The 17,995-nt window shown below is 61.9% G+C and carries 17 protein-coding genes and 1 pseudogene; 9 read left to right on the top strand and 9 right to left on the bottom strand.

What is annotated here, in order from left to right; translation table 11 throughout:
- Window positions 1–45 precede the first annotated feature (45 nt).
- Together GKZ67_RS23545 and GKZ67_RS11865 are read left to right on the top strand one after the other, a co-directional pair.
- Window positions 46–444 carry a glutamate--tRNA ligase family protein gene (locus tag GKZ67_RS23545; RefSeq protein WP_173242558.1) on the top strand — a complete coding sequence of 133 codons (399 nt, stop codon included), beginning with the start codon at window positions 46–48 and terminating at the stop codon, window positions 442–444.
- Window positions 345–935: a glutamate--tRNA ligase family protein gene (locus tag GKZ67_RS11865; RefSeq protein WP_173242556.1), complete on the top strand. Its 591-nt coding sequence runs from the start codon at window positions 345–347 to the stop codon at window positions 933–935. Before GKZ67_RS23545 ends, GKZ67_RS11865 begins: the two co-directional genes overlap by 100 nt.
- 25 nt (window positions 936–960) lie before the next feature.
- Here the strand turns inward: GKZ67_RS11865 and GKZ67_RS11860 are convergent, their stop codons facing one another.
- The 3 genes from GKZ67_RS11860 to nfi all read right to left on the bottom strand — a co-directional run bounded on the left by GKZ67_RS11860 (window position 961) and on the right by nfi (window position 4,455).
- The gene (locus GKZ67_RS11860) at window positions 961–3,057 is read right to left on the bottom strand and encodes a M43 family zinc metalloprotease (protein ID WP_254245248.1); all 2,097 of its coding nucleotides are present in this window, start codon (window positions 3,055–3,057) and stop codon (window positions 961–963) included.
- A gap of 68 nt (window positions 3,058–3,125) precedes the next feature.
- On the bottom strand, window positions 3,126–3,659 hold the full coding sequence (locus tag GKZ67_RS23540) for a hypothetical protein (RefSeq protein WP_254244779.1): 534 nt from the start codon (window positions 3,657–3,659) through the stop codon (window positions 3,126–3,128).
- Between the two features lie 106 nt (window positions 3,660–3,765).
- Entirely contained in the window at window positions 3,766–4,455 is a 690-nt protein-coding gene (gene nfi, locus GKZ67_RS11855) for a deoxyribonuclease V (RefSeq protein WP_173242553.1), read from the bottom strand.
- Between the two features lie 198 nt (window positions 4,456–4,653).
- Here nfi and GKZ67_RS11850 point away from each other — a divergent pair, with 198 nt between their 5' ends.
- The 3 genes and pseudogenes from GKZ67_RS11850 to GKZ67_RS11840 all read left to right on the top strand — a co-directional run bounded on the left by GKZ67_RS11850 (window position 4,654) and on the right by GKZ67_RS11840 (window position 7,004).
- A complete protein-coding gene (locus GKZ67_RS11850) occupies window positions 4,654–5,157 on the top strand; it encodes a DUF1990 family protein (RefSeq protein WP_217278587.1) in 504 nt (167 codons plus the stop codon).
- 79 nt (window positions 5,158–5,236) lie between these two features.
- The gene (locus GKZ67_RS11845) at window positions 5,237–5,902 is read left to right on the top strand and encodes a DUF1990 domain-containing protein (protein ID WP_173242551.1); all 666 of its coding nucleotides are present in this window, start codon (window positions 5,237–5,239) and stop codon (window positions 5,900–5,902) included.
- Window positions 5,903–5,955: 53 nt separating this feature from the next.
- Window positions 5,956–7,004, top strand: a pseudogene (locus GKZ67_RS11840) (NAD(P)-dependent alcohol dehydrogenase).
- Between the two features lie 92 nt (window positions 7,005–7,096).
- Here GKZ67_RS11840 and GKZ67_RS11835 read toward each other — a convergent pair.
- Window positions 7,097–7,579, bottom strand: a complete 483-nt coding sequence (locus GKZ67_RS11835; RefSeq protein WP_173242549.1) for a hypothetical protein — start codon at window positions 7,577–7,579, stop codon at window positions 7,097–7,099.
- Window positions 7,580–7,597: 18 nt separating this feature from the next.
- Entirely contained in the window at window positions 7,598–9,157 is a 1,560-nt protein-coding gene (locus tag GKZ67_RS11830) for a serine hydrolase (RefSeq protein WP_173242547.1), read from the bottom strand.
- Between the two features lie 213 nt (window positions 9,158–9,370).
- Between GKZ67_RS11830 and GKZ67_RS11825 the strand changes: the two genes are divergently transcribed.
- On the top strand, window positions 9,371–9,520 hold the full coding sequence (locus tag GKZ67_RS11825; RefSeq protein ID WP_173242545.1) for a hypothetical protein: 150 nt from the start codon (window positions 9,371–9,373) through the stop codon (window positions 9,518–9,520).
- Between the two features lie 59 nt (window positions 9,521–9,579).
- Here GKZ67_RS11825 and GKZ67_RS11820 read toward each other — a convergent pair whose 3' ends face one another.
- From GKZ67_RS11820 to GKZ67_RS11810, 3 genes are all read right to left on the bottom strand, one after another.
- Window positions 9,580–10,800, bottom strand: a complete 1,221-nt coding sequence (locus GKZ67_RS11820; RefSeq protein ID WP_173242543.1) for a hypothetical protein — start codon at window positions 10,798–10,800, stop codon at window positions 9,580–9,582.
- Window positions 10,791–11,903 (bottom strand): M20/M25/M40 family metallo-hydrolase, encoded by a 1,113-nt coding sequence (locus tag GKZ67_RS11815; RefSeq protein ID WP_173242541.1) that lies wholly within the window; start codon window positions 11,901–11,903, stop codon window positions 10,791–10,793. Before GKZ67_RS11815 ends, GKZ67_RS11820 begins: the two co-directional genes overlap by 10 nt.
- 180 nt (window positions 11,904–12,083) lie before the next feature.
- Window positions 12,084–12,890: a ribonuclease H-like domain-containing protein gene (locus GKZ67_RS11810; RefSeq protein WP_217278586.1), complete on the bottom strand. Its 807-nt coding sequence runs from the start codon at window positions 12,888–12,890 to the stop codon at window positions 12,084–12,086.
- Between the two features lie 85 nt (window positions 12,891–12,975).
- On the opposite strand from GKZ67_RS11810, the gene GKZ67_RS11805 reads away from it, so the two are divergent.
- The 3 genes from GKZ67_RS11805 to GKZ67_RS11795 all read left to right on the top strand — a co-directional run bounded on the left by GKZ67_RS11805 (window position 12,976) and on the right by GKZ67_RS11795 (window position 16,988).
- Window positions 12,976–14,223: a helix-turn-helix domain-containing protein gene (locus GKZ67_RS11805; protein WP_173242539.1), complete on the top strand. Its 1,248-nt coding sequence runs from the start codon at window positions 12,976–12,978 to the stop codon at window positions 14,221–14,223.
- Between the two features lie 249 nt (window positions 14,224–14,472).
- Entirely contained in the window at window positions 14,473–14,982 is a 510-nt protein-coding gene (locus tag GKZ67_RS11800; RefSeq protein ID WP_173242538.1) for a carboxypeptidase-like regulatory domain-containing protein, read from the top strand.
- Window positions 14,983–15,002: 20 nt separating this feature from the next.
- Entirely contained in the window at window positions 15,003–16,988 is a 1,986-nt protein-coding gene (locus GKZ67_RS11795; protein ID WP_173242536.1) for a TonB-dependent receptor domain-containing protein, read from the top strand.
- 483 nt (window positions 16,989–17,471) lie between these two features.
- On the opposite strand, the gene GKZ67_RS11790 is transcribed toward GKZ67_RS11795, so the two are convergent.
- Window positions 17,472–17,876 (bottom strand): hypothetical protein, encoded by a 405-nt coding sequence (locus tag GKZ67_RS11790; RefSeq protein WP_173242534.1) that lies wholly within the window; start codon window positions 17,874–17,876, stop codon window positions 17,472–17,474.
- Window positions 17,877–17,995: the final 119 nt, after the last annotated feature.

Genomic DNA, 17,995 nt, shown 5'->3' with positions numbered 1-17,995 from the left:
GTTTGGCGCCGCTTATTTTTCGTAGGCAGTTTTTCTTGCCTGACCATGTTTGAACAAGCGAAGAACGAACAGCAACCAACGAAAAGCGCGGTAGTGGGCCGGCTGGCGCCTACGCCCAGCGGCTACCTGCACCTGGGCAACGCGGTGAACTTCGTGCTTACCTGGCTGCTGGTGCGCCGGGCCGGCGGCACGCTGCACCTGCGCATCGATGACCTGGACCGGGCCCGGCTGCGGCGGGCTTATCTGGATAATATATTCAAAACAATAGAGTGGCTGGGGCTCGATTACGACCACGGCCCCAGTGGCCCGACGATTTTTTGCGGCACCACTCGCAGCTGCTGCAGTTGCCCGCCTACAACCAGGTGTTGCGGCGGCTGGCCCTGCGGCCCGGTCTTGTTTATGGCAGCTCGCGCTCGCGCACCAGCGGCGCGGCAGCTGAGGTAGTGCCGCTGGCCACGCCTGGCGCGGCCTGGCGGGCCAGGGTGCCCGCGGGCACTACCATCTGCTTTGCCGATGGCAGCCGCGGGGCGGTGCAGGTGCCGCTGTGGGCCGAGATGCCCGATTTTATCATCCGGAAAAAAGATGGCGTGGCGGCCTACCAGCTGGCCTCGGTGGTCGATGACTTACGACTCGGAACCACGGTTATCGTGCGCGGACTCGACCTGCTGCCCAGCACGGCGGCGCAGCTCTGGCTGGCCGCGCAGCTCCCCGAAACCAGGGCTTTCAGCGCGCCGCGCCTGCGTTTTTGCCACCATGCACTGCTCACCGACCCAATAGGCCAGAAGCTCAGCAAATCGACCCAGGCCGCGCCCGATGCGGCCTGGCTGAGCAGTGCGGCCGGTCCGGCCGTGGTATACCGGGCCGTGGCGCGGCTGTTGGGTTTGCCCCCCGCCGCCAGCGAGTCGCTGACTACCTTGAAGCAAGCCTGGGGGTGATGAGCTGAAAAGAAAAGCTGGCTGCTTATTCCCGCTCCACATTCAGGCGGACTTGCTGACCGGCCTGGCGCACTACCAGGATATACTTGCCGGGGCGCAGCGAGCCCGAGCCGGGCAGATTTACGATGCTCGTGCCAACCTCAACCGTGGCCACGTCGTGCGAATAGATAACGCGGCCCAGCACGTCGTAGAGCTGCACGGCCAGCGGGCCGGCCGTGGGCGTGGTCACCTGAAACGATAGCCCATCGGCCGAAAATGGTACTGGAAAGGCGTTGATGGCGTAGGCAGTGGCGGCTGGCGAAGCGTCGGGGCCGGCCGCCAGCGTCCAGCGGCCGTTCAGGTCGGCCACGTAGCGGCGGCTTACAGCCCGGGCCGTGGCGTCGCGTTGGGTGGCGCCCTCGCTGCTCCAGGTACTGCCCGCATCCGGTGACTTAACCAATACCAGCTGACTTTCAGCCAGATTATTCAGCTCGTGGGGCAGGTAGTAGTGCGTGAGGGTGGCTCCTTGCAGGCCGCGGCTTACGGCGGCCGCCACGTCGTAGTAGCGGCTGATGCTTTGGCCACGGCCAACGCTCAGCGGCTGGCCGGTAGTGCGCCGCAGGGTGGTGCTGCCGGGGGCCACGGCCGCCGTCAGGGTCAGGCCCAGATTACCAAAGCTATCGGGCGTGGTACCTACCACGTGCGTGGTTTGCACCTGGCCCAGCACGTAGCTGGCATCGGTTTCGCTGAGAATGGCGGTCGGGGCCATAGTCAGCACCGCCGTTCCGGTGTTCAGGAGCGCCCCGCTCATGGCCAGGGCCTGGGTAATTGTTGCCGCGCCGATAGTTTTAGTGCCGGTACCGCCGATGGCCAGGGTTTGATAGGTGAGGCTGCGCAGGCTTTGCGGGCCGTCGCCGCGCGTGGCCACAGTGCCGCCGGTCTGGCTTAGCGGACCGGTGCCGGTGTAATCTCCATATAAATCCAGCTCGCCGCCAGTTAGCGTAAGAGGCCCCTGCTGGGTGAGCGTCCGCACCTCGGCCGTGCCGCCGCTAATGGTCGGGTAGGGCGTGCTGAGGCCGGCCGGAATAAGGGCATCGGTGCTGCGGCTGGGCACGCAGCCCGTCCAGTTGGCGGCGTCGAACCAGCTGCCGGTACCGGCCGCGCCGCTCCAGATGGGCGTCAGCACCTGAACACTTACCGTGGCCGAGGCCGCGCAGCCCGAGCCGGGCAAGGCCACCGTAAGCAGGTAAGTGGAAGATTGAGTAGGAGTTACCCCGATTGAGGGCGTGGTGGCGCCGGCGGGCAGGCCGTCGCCGCTAACTACGCTCCAGCTATACTCGCCGCCCGGCAACGGGTTGGTAACGCTGAGCGTAACACTAGCGCTGGCGCTGGGGCAAAAAGCAGTGGTAGAAGTCGCTAGCAGCGGGGTGGGTGGGCTCGGGTTGACTACGAGCGTGGTGCTGGCGGTGGTGGGACAAGCCCCGGTCGTTACGGCTACGTGCACGGTATAAATGCCCGCCTGCGCGGCCGTTACGGCCGGCAGCACCGGGTTTTGCAGGGTGCTGCTGAAGCCATTGGGGCCCGTCCAGTCGTAGCTGGCCCCCGCCGGGCCGGTAGCAGTAAGCTGGGCGCTGCTACCCGCGCATACCGGGCCGCTGCTGGCAGTAGCAGCCACGGGGGTGCCGGTGCAAAGGGCGGGCGAGGTCAGCAGCACGGCCCGGCGCGGGGTGCTCGCAGCCATCACAGCCTGCATCCGGCTTTTCTGGTCGGCCGAAAAAAGCTCCATGCAGGCATCGGGCGAATAGTCCAGAAAGTTCATGAACATGTCGCCCGAAGGCCCGTTCGGGCAGTTTACGCTCAGGTGCGGAAAGGCGGGGCATCCCAGGTTAGGCCCATCCTGCGGGGGCGTATCGGCGCAGTAGTCGTCGCCGCAAACGGCATCGCCCCAGATGTGGCGCAAACCCAGCCAGTGGCCCAGCTCGTGGGTGAGCGTGCGGCCCTGGTCGTAGTTAGTAAGCAAGGTGCCCACCCGCCCGAAAGCCGAGTACAGAATAACTACCCCGTCGGTCGCCGGTGCCCCGCCCAGCGGGCTCAGGCCGCCCAGGCCGGCCGTGTTGTCCGGGTATTGGGCATAGCCCAGCACATTGCCACCCAGCTGCAACACCCAGATATTCACGTACTGGTCGGGGTTCCAGTCGGTGCCCGGCTTTATTATGCTGTCGATGTAGCCCTGCTCGTAGGGCGGCGCGTCGAAGCCCCAGGCCGAGCGGTCGATGCGGTCGATACCCGGCTCGGGCAGCGGGTTGCCGTTGGGGTCGCGCGGGGCCAGCACAAACTGAAACTGCGCATCGGCGCGCAGCGGCTGAAAGGGGGCCGGCACCAGGGCCCGTTGGCATTGCGGTTGCGGTAGTCCTCGTTCAGCACATCGAGCTGCGACTGCACCTGCGCCTGGCTGATGTTGCTGCCCGTGCCTACCGCCTCACCATTATGAATGATGTGCACTACCACGGGCAGCGTATAAGTGATAGCGGTGGTGCGCTGGGGTAGCCGGGCCGGGGTCGCCAGCTTGGCCGTGCGGTAGCCCGGCAAGTGCCGCTGCAGCTGAGCCTGCTGCCAGTCGTCGGCCGGCTGAGTAGCACAGGTGCGCGGTCCAGGGTAGGGGATGGTTTGCCCGGCCGCCGGCTCCGCGCCGAGCACCAGCAGCCACAGGCTGAGTGCCAGGGCAAGCGCACTGCGGTTAAACATATGGTAAGTACTATATTTTGCACCGTTGCGCCAACTGCCCCGGCTTATAGTAAAGCTACGGGCTGATTGGTTTTCGCCACCCCTGGCCGGGGCCGGGCTCGGGCACTCAGCGTACTTCCCGCTTAAACTCCTCGGCCCAGTGGTCGGCCAGGCGGGTGGGTTCGGGCAGCTTGTAGCCGCGCAGGCAGGCCAGCGTGAGGCGCGTGGCGGTGGCCTGGTCGCAGCGGTGGCCGGGGCTCACAAACAGTGGCAGAATCTTGTCTTTGCTGCGAATAACCTGGCCAATCAGCTCCCCCGTTTTGGCATCGGTAAGGGGTGTGATGCTGCCTTTCTCCGGGCCGGGCTCCTGGAAAGTGCCCGTAAGCTTCTGCTTGGCTACGCCAAAGGTGGGCATATCGAGTAGCACGCCGAGGTGCGCGGCAATGCCTACCCGGCGCGGGTGGGCAATCCCGTGGCCATCGACCATGATAACGTCGGGCTTGTGCGTAAGCTTGGCAAAGGCCTGGATAACGTTGGGCGCTTCGCGGAACGACAGAAAGCCCGGCACGTAGGGCATATCTACCGGGCCATAGCTGTACACTTTCTCCACCAGCTCCAGCGACGGAAATCGCAGCACCACAAATACCGACAAAATGGTATCGGGCGTGGGAAACGACGAGTCGCAGCCGGCAATCAGGCTTGGCTCGTGGGCCAGCGGCTCGGCGCGTACGCGCTGGCGCAGCGCGTGCTGCTGCTCGGTGAGGGTGCGCACCAGGGCGGGGTCTGGCGGGGGGCCGGGGCGGCGAAAATAGGCCACTTCTTAAGTAAGGTTAGGCGTTACGACCGGGAAGCAGGCCCGCCTGCTTGCGCCTGCGAACACTGCGCGGTGCCTTGCGTAACACGGCGAGTAAACCTAGTTAAACGAAATTCTGCCCAGTATGGCCAATCAGCCTTCTTCCGAACAGCCTGCCGCCCAGGGCTCCGGCCCCAGCTGGAGCGCCGCTACTACGTCGATGTGGTGCGGCCGCACCTCACGCCCGTGCAGCTCATGGCCGAGGTGCAGACCCATTTGCCCCGGTTTTCGCCCGGCCTGCTGGCCGATTTCAAGCGCACGCGCGGCACCGAAGGCTCACTCAGCGTGGGCGATGAGTTTCATATCAAAATTCTGGGCCCCTGGAATGGCAGCGTCCGCGTAACCGCTACCGGGCCTACTTTCTTCGAGTTTATTACCCTCGAAGGCCACCCCGAGGCCGGTCGTATCCGGTTTGAGGTGCACCAGCTGGACGGGCGGGCCGACGCGCTGCGCTTCGAGATTCATTCGCTGGCCCGCTCGCGCGATGGGCTGGTCGCCTTTGCCTACGATACGATTGGGGGCGGCAAACTGGTGCAGGAGGCTACCTGGGTTGAGTTTTGCGAGCGGGTAGCCGCCGCCAGCGGCGGCCAGGCACTCGGCCCGGTAGTAGTCGAAACTACCCGCCACGCGAAAGATGGCACGACGGAGCAACAAGCCGCCTCGTAGTCCGGCGCACGCCTTTATAGACTGGCCTAACCCTACCGGTCAAAGCCCATTTGCTGTACTGTAAAAACTTATTCAAGCCTTGAATTCTGTCAATCCGCCCGCCTGGGAGCAGTACCGCGCCCAACTCGAAGCCTACGCCAAAGCGCGGGTCAACTACGACTACGAAAGCCAGTACGAGTACACCTCGGCCACCGGCTGGCGGCTCGACGACTACGTGACCGACCTGCCGGCCGAGCCGCCGGGGCCGCCCCTGGCCGCGGGCTCGTTTGCCGCGGCCCAGGAGGTGCTGCGGCGCTACACCTTCCCGCCGCCCAACCTCATCACCGGCTATTTCGACCCCAGTCAGCCGCTCGAAAAGCGTATTATGGTGCTGCGCGCGCACTTTCTGGTTTTTAACTTTTACTTCGGGGTGCGCATTGTCGATGTGCTCGACCAGCCCGCGCAGCCTAGTCCCGATGGCCCGGAGCGGGTGTGGGGCTACGGCTACCGCACCCTCGAAGGGCACTTTGAGAAAGGTCAGATTAACTTTTCCATTCACAAAAACCTGGCATCCGGCGCAGTAAAATTTCGCATACATGCCATGTCGCAGCCGGGTCAGATTCGGAACCCCTTTTACTGGCTGGGCTTCAAGCTGTTTGGCCGGATGCTACAGCGCCGCTTTGCCCACGAGTCGCTGCTGCGCATGCGCCGCCTCGTGACCGAAGCCCTGGCCCGGCCGCAAACAAAGGCTGCCGCTGGTAGTTGAGCCGAACAAGCTGCCCATGGCAGCTGTCTATTCAGTATTTATTCTTTGCTACCATGTCTGCTACCAAAGCCTACGCGGCTCCCGCCGCTAACATTCCGCTCGAACCCTTTACCCTGGAGCGCCGCGCGCCGGGTGCGCACGATGTGCAGATTGACATTCTGTTCTGCGGCGTGTGCCACTCCGACCTGCACCAGATTCGCGACGAATGGGGCGGCTCAATCTTCCCCATGGTACCCGGCCACGAAATCGTGGGCCGCGTATCGGCCGTGGGCAGCCACGTTAAAGGCTTCAAAGTAGGCGACCTGGCCGGGGTAGGCTGCATGGTCGATTCGTGCCGCGAGTGCTCGTCGTGCAAAGAGGGTCTGGAGCAGTACTGCGAAACCACCGGGATGGTAGGCACCTACAACAGCCGCGAAATCGGCACCGGCCAGCCCACCTACGGCGGCTACTCGCAGCAGATTGTGGTGGATGAGAAATACACGCTCAAGGTGAGCGAGAAGCTCGACCTGGCTCGCGTGGCCCCGCTGCTGTGCGCTGGCATCACCACCTACTCGCCCTGCGCCAGTGGAAAGTAGGCCCCGGCCACCGCGTAGCCGTAATGGGCCTCGGCGGCCTGGGCCACATGGCCGTGAAGTTTGCCGTGGCCCTGGGAGCCGAAGTAACCGTGCTCAGCACCTCGGCCGGCAAAGAAGCCGATGCTAAGGCTCTGGGCGCCCACAAGTTTGTGGTGACCAGCGACAAGGCCCAGTTCAAGTCGGTGGGCAACTACTTCGACTTCATCATCAACACCATCTCGGCTCAGATTGACCTTGGCAGCTACGTCAACCTGCTGCGCCTCGACGGCACCATGATTCTGCTGGGTGTGCCCTCCGAGGCTCCGCACCTGCACGCCTTCAACCTCATTGCCAAGCGCCGCCGCGTGGCGGGCTCGCTCATCGGCGGCATCGCCGAAACGCAGGAGATGCTCGACTTCTGCGCCGAGCACAACATCATGTCGGATATCGAGCTCATTGATATTCAGCACATCAACGAGGCTTACGAGCGCATGCTGAAAGGCGACGTAAAGTATCGCTTTGTGATTGACGTGGCTTCGCTGAACTAGACAAGCCACCTGCGCTGGCATTCGCCAGCATAGTAAAACGCTAAAAAGGCCGCAGCTAATCAGCTGCGGCCTTTTTAGCGTTTTGGAGCAAGCTACTTGCCTACGACGTAGCCCCGGCGGGCATCTACGCGCTGGCCATTCACCAGCGCATCGAGCCGGTCGATACTGCGCGTGCAAGCGGTGGTGCCCCCATACTGCAAAACAACAGCCTGAATATCGTAGCGGCTTTTGGTGGCGGGTACTTCCAGCCGGTAGCTATGCGGGTCGGCGGCCCCGGCGCTGGCCGGAAAATTGCAAAAAAGCGTTCGGTCAACATAGAAAAAATTGCCGGGCTTCTGGCTGGTGCGCACGGTATCGAGCGGCTGGCTCAGCTCAGTATCTGCATAGCGCACCAGGTAGGCCGACAAGGCCTCCGCTTTGTGGAAGCCCCGCCCCGTGCTGAGCGTGTCGGTGCTGAACGCAATACTAAAAGGCTGCGGCGCGGTTATAGCCGGCGCACAGTCTTTGTGGCAGCTGCTGAAGGCAAGCAGGCAGCTGGCCAGCGTTGGTGCCCAGATACGGGTAGGTAGCGGCATAGTATATAGCGCAGTATATTATTCCTTGCTGAAAAGATACGGGTCCTGCTCTATGCCCTCGCTCACGCGCACTTCCAGAGTTTTTACCTGGCCCTTCTCCACAGTGAAAGGCGCGGCAAAAATGCCGTACGCCGCATTGGAGTACGTGAGTCGGAACGTGTCGCCGTCGAGGTAGTCGAGCGTAGCCGTTAGGTTGGGATGGTGGCCGAAGTGCACTAGCAGCTGCCGGCCCTGCGGTGCCACTGTAATGGTGCCATACACTGGGTTTTGGTAGGTGCCGGCGTAGGCCGTGAGGGGCCGGGCGGGCTTGGCTTTGCGGGCGGCGCGGGCCGCCAGCGCGGCCAGGCGCCGGCGTTCGTCAGCGCGGCCGGCCTGGGCGCTCAGCCACAGCTGGCGGCTGCGGTCCACATACGGCACGCCGAGGTAAGCGTCGAGAATCTGGTAGCGCAGGGCTTCGAAAAAGCTCTGGTTATCTTGGTTGGTGAGTACGGTAAGGCCCAGGTTTTCTTCGGGCACAAAGCACACGTTGGTAACGAAGCCATCGGCCCCGCCAGTGTGCCAATATACCTGCCGGCCATTATAGTCGGCGCTGAATATGCCCAGGCCATAGGTGCGGAAGTGTATGGGGAAGAGCGGGCTTTTATCGGCCGAAATCAGCGTATTGGCCTCGCGGGTGCGATGCAGGGTAGCCCAGGGTAATATTCTATTTTTGTTATACTTGCCGCTGTCGAGCTGAAACTGAAGCCAGTGCGTCAGGTCGTTGGTGCACGACACGAGGCCGGCGGCCGGCCCCATGTTGTGCAGCTCATCGAAAGGCAGCCGGCTCAGCGGGCCGAAGGCATCGGAGTAGGGCAGGGCCACGTTGGGGCGCTGGGCAATGCCATCGGGGAGCGGGAAGGTATTGGTCATGCCCAGCGGCGTGAGCAGGCGGGCCTGCACCCAGCTTTCCCAGGGCTGGCCGCCGCTCACGGCCGCAATAATCTGCCCGGCCGTCACGAAGCCCGAGTTGCAGTAGCCATAGTCCTGTCGAAAAGGGTAGGCCGGCTTCAGCAGGCGCATCTTCTCCACTATCTCGGCGCGGCTCAGGGTCGAGTTCCAGAACGTAAAATCACCCTGAAAGGTCTTCAGGCCCAGCTTGTGGCCCAGCACATCGCGGATGCTCACCAGCTGGCTGCTGGCCGAGTCGTAGAGCCGGTAGCCCGGCAGGTACTTGCGCACCCGGTCGTCGAGCTTGAGCTTGCCTTCCTGCTCCAGCTGGGCCAGCGCCGTGCCGGTAAATAGCTTGGAGTTGGAAGCCATCATAAACAGCGTATTGCCATCGACCGGCCCGCCCTGCCCGTCAGCGGCACGGGTGCCAAAGCCCTGGCTGACTACCACCTGGCCATCTTTGACTACTGCCACGGCGAGGCCGGGAATGTTCCAGAGCCGCCGGCCCCGCTCCACGTAAGCCCGCAGGCTATCCTGGATAAAGCGTCGGCCGGCGGAAGGGTTGCCTGGCTGGGCCTTTATATCGTGAAAGGTGAATGTTTCGGCCAGCAGTATCAGCGCGCCGGCCAGGCTCTTGAATGGGAAAGACATTTGTATAAGCTGCTAAATACTGTCGCGAAGCTACGGGCATCTGCTTGGTTGGGCGGATGCGCCGCGCACCAACCGGCCCGGCAGCTTTGCGTAAGCCTTTGCTATGCACTGCCTTTTTGCTACCCTAGCCCTACTGGGCGCGCTAAGCGCCGCCCAGACCTCAACCCCAGGTAACGGCTCTCAGGCTGCCCGGCCGCTGGGCCAACCCCTGCCATGGACTCGGCCACCGGGAAAATATCATTTAAGGCAGTGGTGCCGGCACCGGGGGCCACCCAGGCCGCCCTGTATGCGCGAGAATGGTTTGCCACGGTTCCGGGGGCCGTAAAGCCCGTGCTGGAGCAGGCCGATGCCGCCAGCGCGTAAGCGGCAAAGCGGCCGATGATAACTGGTAAAGGCAAGCGCCGCTGGCACCAGTATTCTCCTCAGAGCTGATAGAGCTGGCGTACCTGGGTCGTAAAGCTATTGTAGCCAGGCGCCGGCACGAGCGTGGAGGGAAGCGGCGGCAGGTCGGGCACGGGCGGCAGGCCCAGGCTGCGCGTTGTAATAGCCAGCTGCAGCGGCTCCGGCCCGGTTAGCTCCAGCTCCAGCTGCTCGCCTTCGGGGTGCGGGGCCAAAAAAGTAAGCTCGGTTGCCTGCTCAGCCGATGACAGCTCGGTGGCAGGTACCGCTTGCCCCGCCACCCGCATAGCGCGCAGCCGCGAGCCCTTCTCGATATGTAAAAGCAAGCTACTGATAGCCGGCCGGCCGGGCTTTAGCAGGAAGCGCACTACCCGTCCGCCAGTCAGCTGGCTATCGGCCAGGAGGGTAAGTCCGGCCGGGGCCAGTGCCAGCGGCGGGGCAGCCTGTTGCAGCACCGGCCGCTGCTGGGGAAATAATGCCGGCAGCGGCCCGTATTGCGGGTGCGTTAGTACGTGGCGGGTCCAGGCATCGGGCTGCCTGGCTGCCGAAAGCCAGTAGGCCTGGCCTTTGGCGGCATCGAGGGCATAAAAGAGGTGCGTTTGCTGAGGCTGGTCGGCAGTAGGCTGGCGGGTAGCGTGGCCCAATGCGAGGGCTACCAGCACTTCGGCCAGGGCCAGCCCTGGCAGCAGCCAGCTGGTAGCCGGCCGCCGGCCGGGCATGGCGGGCGAGCTGAGCACGGGCAGCAAAACGGGCAGCAGCAGCGCCAGCAAAATAGCCAGCAAAAGCACCGCAATCAGTAAGAGCATGCCAAGCCCGAAAATTATCAGGAGCAAGTAGATAACCTGGCTCAAGAGCAATATGGCCGGTAGCGCCAATAGCCAGTCTACCACGCCAATAGCCGGCTGCCGGGTGGGGCTGGTAGCCTGCAGCACCCGCAGGCCCCAGGCCAGGATAGCCGCCAGCAGCGGCCAGGAAAGTAGAAATGCCGATGAAGGGGCCCGCCATTGCAGTAGGCCCAGGAGCACGGCCAGCCCCAGCAGCGCGCCGCCTACCAATGAGCCCGGCCGCAGGTAGCGACTCAGCCAGCCGTAGTAGCCGGTAAACAGGCTGAGCGCTAGCGCCAGCACGGCTAGCTGGTAAGCCAGGCTGTTGTAGGAGGCACTGTCGTAAAAAACGCCGTACTGCGGGTAGAGCGCGGCTACGAGCGCCAGTAGCCCCCAGCCCGCCGCCAGCATCAGGGCCACCCCCCTACCCAGGCCAGCAACCCGCCCAGCAGGCTGCCCCAGCTCAGGCGCCCACGCTGATGAGCCAGCGCCAGGGCCAGCACCAGCAGGCTGATAGTGAGCTGGGTGAGGGGCATATTCCAGCCAGCCGGGTAATGTATCAGCCAGCTGCCCAAGGGGTTAAAGAAGGTTTCGTCGGGTCCCTTCGTATGAGCCAGAGATATATTGCCGAAGTGTCGGACCAGGCTTAGCAGGTAGGAGCCGTGGTGTTGCAGCGAGCCTAGGTCGAGGTGCGCAGGTGTATCGGCCGGACTATGGTAATAAGGGTAGCCGTTGACGAAAGCAAAGTTCAGGCCCGTGATACCGGCCTGGCGCAGGGGCGTAAAGTCCGTGTTATTAGGCAAATGCCGGTAAGCTTCGTAAAACAGCGATGAGGCCATCGGGTAAGGCACCGCCCTAGCATACTCACCGATTACCCAGCCATTTTGGGGGCTTACTTCGAAGGTGAGGCTGGGGCCGGCGTTGCCGCGCCCTTCAAAATTGAGGGCCACGCCCACCTCCCGGCGCAGGCGGGCGGTGTCGGCGGCATAGGCGCGGGCCCCAAGCAGGCCTGCTTCTTCTCCATCCGTAAAGAGCCAGATGACGTCGTTGGTCAAAGGCGGCCCGGCGCGGAGCGCGCGGATAGCTTCGAGCATAGCAGCCACGCCGGCACCGTCGTCGCCCGCGCCCGGCGTGTGGGGCTGCGAGTCGTAGTGGGCCAGTACCAGTACCGCTTTGCCGCCCGGCTGCCGGCCCGGTAAGCGTGTAATTACGTTTTGCACGTGCGCCGCCGTAGCCTGGCCTTTTTCGGCAAATAATACGCTTATATCCTGAATGCTGGCCGACAGACCCAGCTCGCGGCAGCGGCTCAGCAGGTAGTCGCGCACCTCAGCGTTGGCCGGCGAGCCCAGGGAGTGGGGCCGGCCGGCCAGCACTGCCACATCGCGCTGGGCGCGGTACGCCGAAAACTCATTGGCGGGCGCGCTGGCCGGTACCGGGCGTGGCGGCCGAACAAGAAATACCGCCAGTGCGGCCACCAGTAGCAGTCCAAGTAGCGGTAGCCAGCGAAAAAGAGGAGTTTTCATGCAGCCACCAACCTGTAAATGGGCGATACAGCGACAAAGCAACTACACTACTGCTTATAATCCAAGTTATTCAGGGCTAGGCTATCAGCTGAGCTAACCAGCCGGGCTTGCCGGCTTGCCGATTGACTACCCGGACAGCTTGAAAAAAACAGGCCTTTTGGCCCCGCTGGCCCAGAAAAGCTAGGCCGTAACGGCTGGGGCGGGCCAGGGCATTTGCGTTAGCTGCACTTCGGGCCACAAATCTTTTTTACCCGTGTAGTGCAAAAAAATGCGAGCCGTGGTAATGATATCCTTTTCGCAATAGGTAACGATACGGCCCAGGTCTTTCTCTACCCAATACGTGTGGCCTACCTGCGAGCCATCGATATCATCTTTGGGCGACGGGATGCCGAACAAGCCCGCCAGCAGGGGCAGCGAGATATGGCCCTTGTTGTCGCCAAATTTCCACAGCTCCATGGTATCGAGCAGGTGCGGCAGGTCCCAGGGCCGGTGGCCGGCCACGTCGAGCATGGGCGGGATATCCTGCCCGCAAATCAGCATGCGCCGGCCCAGATAGCCATAGTCGAACTCGCGGCCGTTGTGGGCGCAGAGAAAATGGCCTTCGGGGCCGGCAGTGTCGAGCTTGGGGTAGCGGCCGCCGTAAGGCGCGTAGCGCTGTAAAAACTGGCCGAAGCCACGTAGTACCTCGCACTCATCGTCATCGGCAAACGACTTGGTGCGAAACTCCAGCGTTTCGTCTTTTAAGGGCCGGAAGTAGCCCACCGAGATGCACACGACCTTCCCGAATTCGGCGTAGAGGCCCCCGTTGCTGAACAGCTCGGCGGGCGTCTGGCCGGCGGCCAGCTCTTTGGCGTGGCGCTTCTCGCAAAACTTCGCCCACAGCGGCTGGTGGGTTGCGGGCAGCTCGGCGTGGGTGGCGTGGCCGGGAACAGTTTCGATATCGACGAAAAAAACGCGGGTCAGCTCCACGTGGCGCAGAATATTCATAAGTAGCTAAGAAAGCCGGGCGGATTTCCCAAAGCTAAGTGAAATCCAGATAATGCCTTGGTTGCCCCGCCGTAATTTCGCACCCATGTTGTTTGCCTTCAGCCCGCGCAGCTCGTTGCTATTGCCTTTTGTGGTGCCGGGCCTGGTGGCGGCGGGCTGGCTGCTGCTGCGGGCCGGGCGGCGGGGCACGCCGCCCGATGGGTTGCTGGCGTTGCTCATTGGCTTGCCCACGCTCACCATTATGCAATGGATGCTGGGCTTTGCGGGCTGGTACGACAGCCACGATGGCTACTCCACGGCTATGTTTTACGTGCCCTGGCAGCTCAACCTGCTGCTCGGGCCGGCCTACTACCTGTATTTTCGCAGCCTCACCAATCAGGATTTCCGGCTTCGGCCCCGTGCCTGGTGGCATTTTTTGCCGGGACTGGTAAAAATAAGCTTGTTTGCTGCGGCCGCGGCCTACGACCTGCTCTGGCTGCATGGGGTGCGCGGGCAGGCGTTGCCCTATCATTTCGGCACCAAGGGGCCGGCAGCTGCGCTGCTCGATGGGTTGGCCCAACCCGTGGCTTACGTAGTTTACGTGATGCTGCCGGCCTATGGCTGGCTGGTACTGGCCGACTACCGCCGCTACTGCCGCTACCTCAACGACAACTTCTCGGATGCCGAGCGCCTGCGCTTCGCCGGCTTGCGCCAGCTGCTGCTGCTGCAAGCGCTAAGCCTGGGGCTAAGCCTGCTGTTTGAAGTGCTGGATGTAGCATTCAGCTTTGGCTATACAGAGGCCTGGAATTATTTTGCGCTGCGCGGAGTGCTCATCTACGCGCTTATCGCGGTGGGCGTGCAGGCCAACTACGCCGCCGCTACCAGTCCGCTCCGCTTTGAGCCCGGCGCTGCTCCTGCCGAAGCGCTGGCGGCCGAAGAAGGGCCGGCCGAAATTACTGTAGCCCAGCCGCAAGCCGGCGCCGCCGCGCCCGACCCGGCCGCCCTGCCGCCCGAGCTGCTGCCCTGGCGCGACAAGCTGCTGGCTCTCATGGCCGATGAGCAGCCCTGGCTGGAGCCTGAGCTGACCCTGACAGAGCTGGCCCAGCGCCTGCGCACTACTCCCAATGTACTTTCCAAAGTTATCAACGCGGGTTGCGGGCAGAATTTCAATGACTTCGTCAACACCTACCGCGTGCAGGAAGCGAGTCGTAAGCTGGCCGACCCACGCTTTGCGCACTACTCGCTGGTAGGCGTGGCGCTGGAAAGCGGCTTTAACTCAAAATCAACCTTTAACCGGGTGTTTAAGAAACTGCTGGGCCAGGCGCCCAGCGAGGTTGTGCGGCCCAAATCATAAGTTGGGACGGGCCATACTATGACCTGGAGCGCCGGCGCCGGGGCAGGAGGGGACCTTTGTCGCCTACTCAACTACTACGCCACCATGGATAATACATTGGTAATGCCCCGCGCCGAAGCGCGATGTAACGTTAGGCTGCGCAAGCTGGTAGCCAAGCCAACGATTGATACTACTGCTGGCCGGGCAAGCAACCTATTTCACCAGACAGGCATCAATAGGGTCAAGCCAGTATTTATGTCGGCTTTATATATGAAAAAAAATGCTTACCTGCTGTTATTTATACTAGCCGCATTGTTAGCCGCTGGCCGGGCGGCTGCGCAGGCCCCGGCTTCAACCAGCCCTGGTACCGGCTCGCTCACCGGCACGGTGCTCGACTCGCTGGGCCGCCAGCCGGTGGCTTACGCTACGGTGGTGCTGCTGCCGCCTGCCCCCAACGATAAGCCCCTGACCGGCGTAGCGGCCGACGACCAGGGCCATTTTGTGCTGACCAGACTAGCGGCCGGCACCTTTCGGTTGCGGGCCAGCTACGTGGGCTACGGCACCCGCACCCGTACCATAGCGGTGGGGCCGGGCGCTACTGCTGTCGGCAATCTCCTGCTGCCGACCGCGGCGCAGTCGGTAGGCGAGGTAGTAGTGACCGGCCAGAAGCCCGTAGTAGAAGTGCGGCCCGACCGCCTGGTGTACAACGCCGACCAGGACGTAGGCAACGCCGGCGGCACTGCCCAGGACGTGTTGCGCAAGGCCCGCTGCTGGCCGTAGACGGCGATGGCAACGTGAAAATGCGCGGCTCCGGCAACTTCAAAGTATTGGTCAACGGCAAGCCTTCGCCCACGCTGGCCAGCAACTTGGCCGAAGCGCTGAAAAGCATTCCGGCCGACCAGATTAAGAGTGTGGAGGTGATAACTACGCCGCCGGCCAAGTACGACGGCGAGGGCACGGCTGGCATCATCAATATTATCATGAAAAAAGGTGTGGACCAGGGCGTAAACGGCCGCGTGGGTGCCAGCAGCGGCAACCGCAACTCCAACTTCAACTCGGCCCTGAACTTTAAGAAAGGTAAAATCGGCTTCACGTCGTCGGCCAATGCCGGGCTGTGGTACAACCCCGGCCAGACCAGCCGCGACCGGGTGGGCAACCTGGCGGCAGGCACCGATACGCTGCACCAGCTGGGCCAGGTGCAAAACAATGGCCACTGGTACTACGGCACCGTAGGACTAGACTTCGACCCTGCCGAGCATCACAGCTTTTCACTGGCCAGCTCGGTAAATGGCTACGGCGGCAATACGAGCCAGGATTTATTTAACCGCTACGTGTCGCCGGTGGCTGCCGACAACCAGCTTTTTACTCGTAGCACCACTAATATATTCAGCGGACTGAATGTAGAAACCACGGGTACGTACACCCGCACCTTCGCCCAGGCCCGCAAAGAATGGAGCGTGCTGGGCCAGTACGCGCTCAACAATGGCACATTTGGCTACGACTTCGACCAGTATGCCAATTCGTCCATCCCGCTCGAAAGCAGCCAGGCTACCCAGCGCGAGCACAGCCGGGGCCGTACGCCCGGCCACGAGTTCACGGCCCAAACCGACTTTACCCAGCCCTTCGGGGATAAGAGAACCCTCGAGGTGGGCCTGAAAGCCATCTTCCGGCGCACCGGCTCGGTGGCTACCGTCGATACCCTGCGCACGCTCTATGGCACTGCGCTGGCGCCTAATCTTAGCCGTGCTACCGACTTCAGCTACGCCCAGGATGTGCAGGCGGCCTATGCTACCTATTCATTTGGCGTGGGCAAAAAGCTGACCAGCAGCCTCGGCGGCCGCGTGGAGCGCACCGCTTTATCGGCTGATTTTCGGGCCAGTAATGCGTCTTCCTTCAGCCGCAGCTACGTTACGGCGCTGCCCAACGGCAGCGCCCGCTACGCTTTCAGCGACGCTACCAGTCTGCGCTTTGCCTACAGCCGCCGCATCACCCGGCCGTTTATCGACTACCTCAACCCGTTTGTGGACCGCTCCGACCCCAAGAATATCTCCTATGGCAATCCGGCCCTCGACCCCGAGCTAACCGATTCCTACGAGCTGGCTTACAGCACTACCCTGAAAACGACCACTCTCAACGCGTCGCTCTCGGCCCGGCACACCGGCAATGCCATCGAGCAGATTCGCTTTATCACTACCAATCCTTTGGTGCCGCTGCCCGAAGGAGTGCTCATCGACCCCAGCATTACGGCTCAGACCTTCGCCAACGCGGCCACCAATACGTTTTATCAGTTCAATGTGTACCTGGCGGCCAAGCCACTGCCCAAATGGGACCTTAGTGCCGGCCCCGATGTGCAGTACATCACGCGCCGCAGCTCGGTGCTGGGCATTAGTCGCAGCGGTTTCACCGCAGGCATAAATGTGAATACTTCCTACAAATTCGACAACGGCCTTACTGTACAAGGTTTTGTGTATGCCAATACGCATACGCCCGAAATTCAGGGCACCGGCCCGGCCAATCTCTACTATCAGATGGGCGTGAAGAAAAGTCTACTCAAAGACAAAGCCGACCTGACCCTGAACGTCGGCAGCCCGTTTAATAGCTACTGGCCCTACCGTAGCACCACTACCACCACCACGTTTAGCGAGCTCAGCGAGTACCGCGCCTACCAGCGCTCATTTCGGCTGAACTTCAGCTACCGCTTCGGGCAGGCCAATGGCCAAACCAAGCAGCGCAAGAGCATCAACAACGACGATACCAAGAGTGGCGCCAGCAAGCAGGGCGGCTAGCGGCTGGAAGCGGGTGCCAACAAGCCCGGCCGACTGTTCTGGCTGCTTCTATGGATGAGCGCTGTGAGGGGGAGTGCCAATGCAAAAACCACTACTAGCCGCGTCTGCCGTTGCTTACTGCTGCTCCAAAAAAGGCTTTGCCCATCGTGGACCTGAGGGAGAAAGGTGAATACCGCGAACCCGAGAGCCGGATACCAGACGATATTCCAGAGCCATATCCGGTCTACAAAATGGTCGGGCACGCCACTAGCTCCATAATGCATGGGCACGAAAGCCAGCACAGTAGGCCAGATAAAATATAAGTAGACCACCGGCAAAAGCGCTAGCAAAGCCGTAAGCAACGCAGCTACTACAACCCGACCATTCATACTATCTATAGAAGTGTAGTCAATGGTAAAAGTAAGGTATTCCAGAACGATTACTGGATTAGCGTATGAGGTTGTATGGGTGCGGTGGCAGTACGTATAATCTTTGCTGCTCTGCTTAGTCTGTACCCGCTGAGATAATAGCGCCTGTCTTCCGGTCTATTTCGGCGTGACCATGTGAGCCTACAGAAACAAAAACCACAGTTGAACAAAAAATGAGCTGCGTTACGATAGCTCTGGGCAGTATTTGCTGAAATGTTTGCCCAATAGCAACTTGCCAAAGCTGTTTCCCTTGCTGGTAGGCGGTTAATTGCTGGCTGTTAGCACTTACCCAATACACAGTATCATCGGCGCCACGCACCCCTCGTAGCTGCGGCGAAATCTTATGAATTCCCACAAATTGATAAGTGAAGTCATCCAATTCCTGGTCGGGCTCAGTGAGGGTAAGGTCGAAAGGCAGCTGCTGCGCAAGCATTGCGTCAGGCAGCCCTAAAAGGATAGTGAGTATAAGCAGCTTGTTCATATGTCAAAAGCAGATATTAAGAAAAAATACTAAATACTTAGCTGCCTCGCAGCGAGAGGGCAGCGTTTAGGAGCAGATGCCAATTAGCAGCTTTTTACCCACGAGAATCCCTCAAAAAG

The organism is Hymenobacter sp. BRD67 (genome assembly GCF_013256425.1).
In the GTDB taxonomy this organism is placed as follows: Bacteria; Bacteroidota; Bacteroidia; order Cytophagales; family Hymenobacteraceae; genus Hymenobacter.
The sequence above is the reverse complement of the archived record's forward strand: the minus strand, read 5'-3'. Positions and strand labels throughout refer to the sequence as shown.